The following is an 8,716-nucleotide window of genomic DNA, read 5'->3' on the forward strand; positions in this document are numbered from 1 at the left end:
TGGCTATCTATTTTTGAGCTCATCCTGCAGCGCCGCATTTACGCGTTCACGCAATTCCTTGCCGGGCTTAAAATGAGGCACGAACTTTCCCGACAATGGCACCGGATCGCCCGTTTTTGGATTTCGCCCCAAGCGTGGAGGCCGAAAGTGAAGAGAAAAACTGCCAAAGCCACGGATCTCGATCCGCTCTCCAACAGCCAATGCTTGTGTCATTTGCTCAAGCATGGTTTTCACTGCCAGTTCTACATCCTTCTGCGCCAGTGAATCCTGCCGAGCCTGTAGCTTGCGAGCCAATGACTCCATCAATTCAGATTTCGTCACGGTATTTTCTTGTACGTCACTGTCATCATTCATACATCAACGTCCTCGCTTGTTATCGCCCGAAACAACCTCAGCATACAGCTGTAGGTCATTGACTTAATTAGAGCATAGACCTGATATCGCAGCAACTACCCTTTCGGGCTATGCGGCCCGGACACTGTCCGAGCCACATATCCAAGTGCAATTAACTCTTGCTTTCCATCTGTTCTTTGAGCAGATCGCCAAGAGTTGCACCACCGGCAGAAGATCCTGCGCGATAGTCATTGATCGCTTCCGCTTCTTCGTCACTGTCTTTCGCACGGATAGACAAGGAAATCACGCGGTTCTTACGATCAACGCCAATGAACTTGGCTTCAACCGCATCACCTTCTTTGAATTCCTTGCGCGCATCTTCAATGCGCTCCATAGACATTTCAGAAGCACGCAAATAGCCTTCAATGCCATCACCCAGATCGATCGTCGCACCTTTGGCATCTACTTCACGAACGGTACCACGGACAACACTGCCCTTGGTGTGTTCAGCCAGGAAGTTGGAGAACGGGTCTTTTTCCAACTGCTTGATGCCCAGAGAAATGCGCTCACGCTCTGGATCGATAACCAGGATAACGGTTTCAACTTCGTCACCTTTCTTGAAGTTACGAATGGCTTCTTCGCCAGTCTCATTCCAAGAAATATCGGACAAGTGAACCAGACCATCAATACCGCCATCCAGACCGATGAAGATACCGAAATCAGTGATAGATTTGATCTTGCCGCTGATGTGGTCGCCCTTGTTGTGCTTGGAGCCAAACACTTCCCAGGGATTTTCCTGGCACTGCTTGATACCCAGGGAAATACGACGACGCTCTGCGTCAACGTCCAGCACCTGGACTTCAACTTCATCACCAACGTTAACCACTTTGCTTGGGTGGATGTTCTTGTTGGTCCAATCCATTTCGGATACGTGAACCAAACCTTCAACACCTTCCTCAACCTCAACAAAGCAACCGTAATCAGCGATATTGGTTACTTTACCGAACATGCGAGTGCCCATGGCGTAGCGACGTGCGATATCCAACCAAGGATCGTCGCCCATTTGCTTCAGACCCAAAGATACGCGGTTACGCTCGCGGTCAAACTTCAGAACCTTAACTTCAATTTCGTCGCCAACATTCACAACTTCGCTTGGGTGCTTAACGCGCTTCCAGGCCATGTCAGTGATGTGCAGCAGACCATCGATACCGCCCAAATCAACGAATGCGCCGTAATCTGTCAGGTTCTTAACAATACCCTTAACAACAGAACCCTCTTCCAGGTTCTTCAGCAGCGCATCGCGCTCGGCAGAGCTTTCGCTCTCAACCACGGCGCGGCGAGAAACAACCACGTTGTTGCGCTTGCGATCGATTTTGATAACTTTGAATTCCAGCTCTTTGCCTTCCAGGTAGGAAGAGTCACGCACTGGACGCACATCCACCAACGAACCGGGCAGGAAGGCGCGGACATTCTTGATTTCGACCGTGAAGCCGCCTTTAACCTTGTCACTGATAATACCAGTGATGGTTACATTGGCGTCGTGTGCTTTTTCCAACATGATCCATGTTTGAGCACGCTTGGCTTTTTCACGGGACAGACGGGTTTCACCATAGCCGTCTTCTACTGTATCAAGGGCAACTTCGATTTCGTCGCCAACCTTGATTTCCAGCTCACCGCTCTCACTGTAGAACTGTTCAACAGGGATAACACCCTCAGATTTCAAACCGGCGTTTACAACAACATAACCGTTTTCGATGCTCATTACCAAACCAGTAACGATTGCACCCGGAGTCATGTTTTCGTTCTGTAAACTCTGTTCAAACAGTTCCGCGAAACTTTCACCCATTATAAATCAGCCTTATCAATAGTCTTATGAACAGTTCAGTCAGCACCATCACTCCAACCGAAAAATCCACGCGTTAGTTTATAAAAGTCAAGACAGGCAAGCCCGTAGCGCTCATTTCGTGATGGGAGCCCCACAGATCACTTGCCCTGACATTAACAAAAACGTATGTTTAACGGATCAAGGCCAATACCTGCCTCGTTACTTCCTCAATACCAAGTGCAGAAGTGTCAATCACCACCGCATCTACTGCAGGAACCAACGGTGAAACGGCGCGGGAAGTATCCCTAGCGTCGCGTTCCTCGATATCGGCCAAAATCTGTCCAAGATTAGCATCAATGCCCTTTTGTTTCAACTGGTTAAAGCGTCGTTCCGCTCTCACTTTGGCACTGGCAGTCATAAACACCTTCACATCTGCGTCCGGGAACACCACAGTGCCCATATCCCGGCCATCGGCTACTAGCCCAGGGACCTGACGAAACGCCCGCTGACGGGCCAACAGCGCCTGGCGAACCAAAGGCAAGCTCGCCACTTTGGAGGCATACCGACCACATTCCTCGGTCCGAATTTCAGCGGTAACATCCTGATTATCAAGCAGGGTAATGAAGTGATCCGCCCCATCAACCGCCGCGAAGCGGATATCCAGTTGCTGCGCCAAAGCCACCAGCGCGACCTCATCCGCCAAATCCACTCCCCGCTGGTGAGCAGACAAACCCAATAGCCGGTAAATCGCCCCACTATCGAGAAAATCCCAGCCTAATTCTCTGGAAATATTCCAGCCAATCGTACCCTTGCCAGAGCCACTGGGGCCATCAATGGTCAAAACCCGGGGGAGCTTAGTCATTTTTAGCCCTCGACAGTCATATCCAGACCCGCTTCGCGGGACAAACTCACAAAATTGGGGAACGACGTTGCCACATTCGCGCAATCATTAATAATGATGTCACCAGATGCTCGAAGTGCCGCCATGGTGAACGACATGGCAATACGATGATCGCCCAGGCTGTCCACTTCACCGCCACTGATTGGGCCACCATCAATAATGATACCGTCCGGTGTTGCCTTGGCTTTGACGCCCAGCGCAACCAAGCCATCGGCCATCGCCTGAATACGGTCACTTTCCTTAACACGCAGTTCTTCAGCCCCGGTCAATACGGTACGGCCTTCCGCACAGGCTGCGGCAACGAACAGCGCAGGGAATTCGTCAATCGCCAGTGGCACCAACTCTTCAGGAATATTGATTCCTTTCAACTTGGCACTGCGCACCCGAATGTCAGCAATGGGCTCGCCACCGGCCATGCGCTGATTTTCCAGGGTCAGATCCGCCCCCATCAGCTTCAGGATATCGATCACGCCGGTACGAGTAGGATTGATGCCCACATCGGTCAGCAGCAAATTGGAGCCCGGCGCGATACTCGCTCCCACCAGGAAAAATGCAGAAGAAGAAATGTCCGCCGGCACTTGCAACTTGCCAGGAGATACCAGTTTCCCCCCGCCCTGCAAGGTAACGCGACTGCCTTCAACCTTAACGTCGTAGCCGTAGCCCTGCAGCATGCGCTCGGTGTGATCACGGGTCACACCCGGTTCAGTTACCGAGGTTTCACCTTCGGCATACAACCCTGCCAACAACAAACAGGATTTCACCTGTGCGCTGGCCATGGGCATATCGTAACGAATACCTTTGAGCTTGCTGCCACCATGAATGCGCAAAGGCGCAGTGCCTTTTTCAGTACTGTCGATCTTCGCGCCCATTTTGGACAGCGGATCAGTGACGCGGCGCATAGGGCGTCCGGACAAAGATTTATCGCCAATCAGCGTACAATCAAATGACTGCCCCGCGAGCAAACCAGACAAAAGGCGCATGGATGTTCCAGAGTTACCCAGATCCAGCGCATTTTTCGGCGGTTTCAGCCCATGCATGCCCACACCGCGAATGGTCACTCGACCATTTTTTGGGCCTTCGATGCTCACACCCATGTCACGAAACGCCTTCAGTGTCGCCAGCGCATCCTCGCCTTCCAAAAAGTCGTACACTTCGGTTACACCTTCGGCCAGCGAACCGAACATGATACTGCGATGTGAAATGGATTTATCACTCGCCACACGAACCGTACCCTTAAGCGCACCGCCAGCTTTGGCAACATAACGAATATTTTTTTCTGAATGGCCCATGATGTCTTTTTCCTAACGAATCACATGACGATCGCGAATCTGTTTCGCACGTCGCAAAATGGTTTCAACCTGTTTGGCATCTTTGGCGACAATTGCCTGCGCCAGCGTATCCAATTCCTGTTTATAACGTTCAAGTGTAAGCAGCAGTGCATCGCCGTTGGCAAGACAGATATCGCGCCACACGTCCGGATCACTGGAGGCAATGCGCGTAAAATCGCGAAACCCGCCAGCGGCGTATTTAAAAATTTCCTTGCTCTCGTGCATTTGCCCCAAGGTATCCACCAAGGCAAACGCCAGCACATGCGGCAAGTGACTGGTCGCAGCAAGCACTTCATCGTGATGCTCGGCACTCATACTGGAGACTTCTGCACCACAGCCAGACCACAGCGCCTGCAGCTTTTCCACTGCCCACTGCGCGGATGTTTCCACCGGGGTGATAATCACGCAGCGCTGTTCATACAGTTCGGCAAATGAGGCTTCAACGCCACTTTTTTCCGTGCCAGCAATCGGATGTCCGGGCACAAATCCCGGCGGTAACTGACCAAACGCTTTTTTCGCGGCATCCACCACACTGCGCTTGGACGATCCCACGTCGGAAATCACGGCATCGGCGGGCAAATGATCTTTCATCGCCGCGAACACCGACTCCATTGCCCCCAATGGCACTGCCACCACGACAATTTCAGCGTCTTTCACACCGTTGGCGATATCGGTTTCGTAGGCATCAATCACGCCCAGTTCAACCGCTTTTTTCAGTTGATCTATGTTGCGATCCACACCTACAACACGCTGCACCAGATTATTTTTTTTCGCAGCGCGCGCCAGTGAACCGCCGATCAAACCGACGCCAATAATGGTCAACTGTTTAATCATGACAATTATTTATTCAAAACCTTTTTCAGAGCCGTCAGGAAACGGGCATTTTCAGTTTGCAGACCAATACTGATACGCAAATGATTAGGCATGCCGTAGTTTGCGATAGGGCGAACGATCACCCCTTCGCGCATCAACAGCTCGTTAATCGGCGCAGCCGTTTGTGCCAAATCCACGCAGATAAAATTGCCCACTGACGGAATATAATCGAGACCCAGTGATTCAAAACCAGCAATCAATTGTGCCATGCCGTCATTGTTCAGTTTCACGCCGCGCGCCAAATAATCTTTATCGTGCAGCGCCGCCACTGCCGCCACCTGCCCCAGACTATTGACGTTAAATGGCTGACGAACACGATTGAGCAAGTCCGCCACTTTGGGATGCGATACGCTGTAACCGACGCGCAATCCCGCCATACCGTATGCTTTGGAGAAAGTACGTGCTACCAACAAATTGTCGTACTCACTCACCCACGCCAGTGCCGAACCATATTCAGGCTCGCCCACGTATTCGTGATACGCCTCATCCAACACCACCAGCACATTACTGGGGACTTTATCGAGAAACGCCTTGATTTGGTTTTTAGGCAACCAGGTTCCGGTTGGATTATTGGGATTGGCAATAAAAATAATCCGCGTCTTGTCGCTGATACGTGCAGCCAGTGCATCAAGATCGTAGCCCCAGTTTTTTGCCGGTGCGACAACCGCTTTGGCACCCACGGCCTGGGTCACAATCGGATAAACTGCAAACGAATGCTCAGAGAACAGCACTTCATGTTCCGGCGTTACCACCGCACGAGTAACCAGTTCCAGAATATCATTGGAACCGTTGCCAATGATGATTTGATTCAACTCTACGCCATGTTTGTCAGCCAACGCTTTTTTCAGATAGTAGCTGTTACCATCGGGATAACGCGCTACATCTCTCATCGCCGTCATTACCGCATCAATAACGGCAGGACTGGGACCCAGAGGATTTTCATTGGAAGCCAGTTTAATCGCTTCACTGATACCGTATTCGCGTTTGAGTTCATCCAGCGGTTTACCGGGCGGATAAGCCTTCAGACTGGAAACACCGGGCGTTGCCAACTGCAACAAATCAAAATCACAACGATTCACACATTATCCTTTAAACACGGCTTTGGGGTAGGCACCCAGAACATTGACCATCACAGCTTCATCACTCAATTCAGACAAAGCCTGCTGCACATGCTCATCCTGTGCGTGACCTTCCAGATCGACAAAAAACACATAATCCCACGCCTGACGACGCGAGGGACGCGACTCAATCCGCGTCAGACTGATTCCATGACGTCGGAACGGTTCAAGCAGACCGTACAACGCACCAGGACGATTTTTAACCGACAACAACAGCGACGTTTTATCCGCCCCACTGGGACCTGGCATGTGCTTGCCTATTACCAAAAAGCGCGTAGTGTTATCTGGCGAATCTTCGATGTTGGCGAATAGTGAATTCAGTTCGTACAAACTGCCTGCAGTTTCGCCGGCAATTGCAGCAGTGCCTGGCTCTTCTGCGGCACGCTTGGCCGCCACCGCATTGCTGCCAACCACGATTTGCTCAACCCCGGCCATATTGGCATTGAGCCATTCGCGGCACTGGGCAAAACTTTGCTGATGCGAATAAATGCGCTTAATTTTTTTGACGTCACTTTCTTTGCTGAGCAAGTGATGATGAATCCGCAGTTCAACTTCGCCGCAAATTTTCAACGGACTGCGCATGAACATATCGAGGGTGTGATTGACCACACCTTCGGTGGAATTTTCCACCGGCACCACGCCATAGTCCGCACTTCCGGCTTCGACTTCACGGAAGGTTTCATCAATCGCCGCCACTGGTACGGGTTTAACTGCTTTGCCAAAATGTTTGATCGCGGCGGTGTGCGTGTAAGAACCTTCCGGCCCCAGATACACCACCGACAACTGCTGCTCAAGCGCCAGACAGGTAGAGACAATCTCGCGAAACAAGCGAGCCATTTCATCAGCGGCAAGCGGGCCACGATTGCGTTCTTTCACGCGCCGCAAAATTTGCGCTTCTCGCTCAGGGCGGTAAAACACCACGTCCTCGCCAGTCGCGCGCTTGACCTCACCCACTTTGTGCGCACAATCCGCACGACGCGAGATCAGCTCCTGAATCTGCTCATCAATCGCATCAATCTGGTCGCGTAGTTGTTTGAGTTGCTCTTCGTTTGCCATGCTGTCTTCTACAATTAACCGCGACGCGCTGCGAAATCTTTCATGAATGCAACCAGGGCATCCACCCCGGCTTCAGGCATGGCGTTGTAAATGCTGGCACGCATGCCACCCACCAAACGATGTCCCTTGAGTGTCGTTAGTCCCTCTGCCGCGGCTTCCTTCAAAAACACATCATCCAGCGAGGCATCAGCCAAGGTGAATGTCACGTTCATGCATGAGCGGCAGTGTTTTTCCACCGGGTTGCTGTAGAAATCCGAGCCATCAATCGCCGCGTACAATTTGCTGGCCTTGCGATCATTAATTTCGGCGATTTTATCCAGACCACCTTTACGCTTGATCCAGTCAAACACCAGTCCAGCGATGTACCAGGAATAGGTCGCTGGCGTGTTGTACATCGAATCGTTATCCGCGTGAATTTTGTAATCAAACATCAGCGGCATGCTGGGCATCGCATGACCAATCAAATCATCACGCACAATCACCACAGTCAGACCGGCAGGACCAATGTTCTTTTGCGCACCGGCATAAATCAGCGCAAATTTGCTGACATCCATGGGCCGCGACAAAATATTGGATGACATATCTGCCACCAGCGGCACATCACCAGTGTCAGGGATGAACGGAAACTCGACGCCTTCGATAGTTTCGTTGGGCGTGTAGTGTACGTAAGCAGCATCAGAGTTGAGTTTCCAGGTATCAAACGCGGGAACGGTGTTCCACTTGTCGACACTGGCGCTCAGATTGGGGGTGCAAAACCGCTTGGCTTCATCGATCGCCTTTTTGCTCCAGGTGCCATTGACGATGTAATCCGCGCTTTTTTTGCCGCGCAATAAATTGATCGGCACCATCGCAAACTGACTGCTGGCACCGCCCTGCAGGAACAGCACTTTGTAATTTTTGGGAATGTTCATGATTTCGCGCAAGTCGGCTTCGGCCTGCCCAGCAATGGACATGTACTCCTTGCCGCGATGACTCATTTCCATCACCGACATACCGGTGCCGCGCCAATCGTCCATTTCGGCCTTGGCTTGCAGCAATACTTCTTCCGGCACCATGGCCGGACCGGCACTGAAATTAAACACCCTGCTCATTCTCAATCACACTCCCAACAGGAAAACTATGCTTCCGGGGTCTCCGCGGCGACATCATCCTCGCCTTCCCCATTGATATCTACTTCACAAATTCGATCCAGGCCCACCAGCTTTTCGCCGTCCACCAGATTGATCAAACGCACGCCTTGCGCGTTTCGACCCATGGTAGAAATTTCTGCGACACGGGTACG

At 51.6% G+C, this 8,716-nt stretch carries 9 protein-coding genes; all 9 read right to left on the reverse strand.

From position 1 onward, the window contains the following. Positions 1-3: 3 nt before the first annotated feature. Complete coding sequence (locus OEW58_03945) at positions 4-321, reverse strand: integration host factor subunit beta (GenBank protein ID MDH5300493.1); 318 nt, start codon at positions 319-321, stop codon at positions 4-6. Between the two features lie 184 nt (positions 322-505). Further along, entirely contained in the window at positions 506-2,179 is a 1,674-nt protein-coding gene (gene rpsA, locus OEW58_03950) for a 30S ribosomal protein S1 (GenBank protein ID MDH5300494.1), read from the reverse strand. A gap of 169 nt (positions 2,180-2,348) precedes the next feature. Further along, positions 2,349-3,020, reverse strand: coding sequence for a (d)CMP kinase (gene cmk / locus OEW58_03955; GenBank protein ID MDH5300495.1), 672 nt, complete (start codon positions 3,018-3,020; stop codon positions 2,349-2,351). A 2-nt stretch (positions 3,021-3,022) separates the two neighbouring features. Then, on the reverse strand, positions 3,023-4,348 hold the full coding sequence (aroA, locus tag OEW58_03960) for a 3-phosphoshikimate 1-carboxyvinyltransferase (GenBank protein ID MDH5300496.1): 1,326 nt from the start codon (positions 4,346-4,348) through the stop codon (positions 3,023-3,025). 12 nt (positions 4,349-4,360) lie between these two features. Further along, on the reverse strand, positions 4,361-5,221 hold the full coding sequence (locus OEW58_03965; GenBank protein MDH5300497.1) for a prephenate dehydrogenase/arogenate dehydrogenase family protein: 861 nt from the start codon (positions 5,219-5,221) through the stop codon (positions 4,361-4,363). A 5-nt stretch (positions 5,222-5,226) separates the two neighbouring features. Continuing rightward, entirely contained in the window at positions 5,227-6,339 is a 1,113-nt protein-coding gene (gene hisC / locus OEW58_03970) for a histidinol-phosphate transaminase (GenBank protein MDH5300498.1), read from the reverse strand. 3 nt (positions 6,340-6,342) lie between these two features. Then, on the reverse strand, positions 6,343-7,434 hold the full coding sequence (gene pheA / locus OEW58_03975; protein MDH5300499.1) for a prephenate dehydratase: 1,092 nt from the start codon (positions 7,432-7,434) through the stop codon (positions 6,343-6,345). Between the two features lie 14 nt (positions 7,435-7,448). Beyond that, positions 7,449-8,525 (reverse strand): 3-phosphoserine/phosphohydroxythreonine transaminase, encoded by a 1,077-nt coding sequence (serC, locus tag OEW58_03980; GenBank protein ID MDH5300500.1) that lies wholly within the window; start codon positions 8,523-8,525, stop codon positions 7,449-7,451. A 26-nt stretch (positions 8,526-8,551) separates the two neighbouring features. After that, the coding region (locus OEW58_03985) for a hypothetical protein (protein ID MDH5300501.1) at positions 8,552-8,716 on the reverse strand (165 nt) is incomplete at its 5' end.

This window comes from Gammaproteobacteria bacterium (assembly GCA_029884425.1).
In the GTDB taxonomy this organism is placed as follows: Bacteria; Pseudomonadota; Gammaproteobacteria; order S012-40; family S012-40; genus JAOUHV01.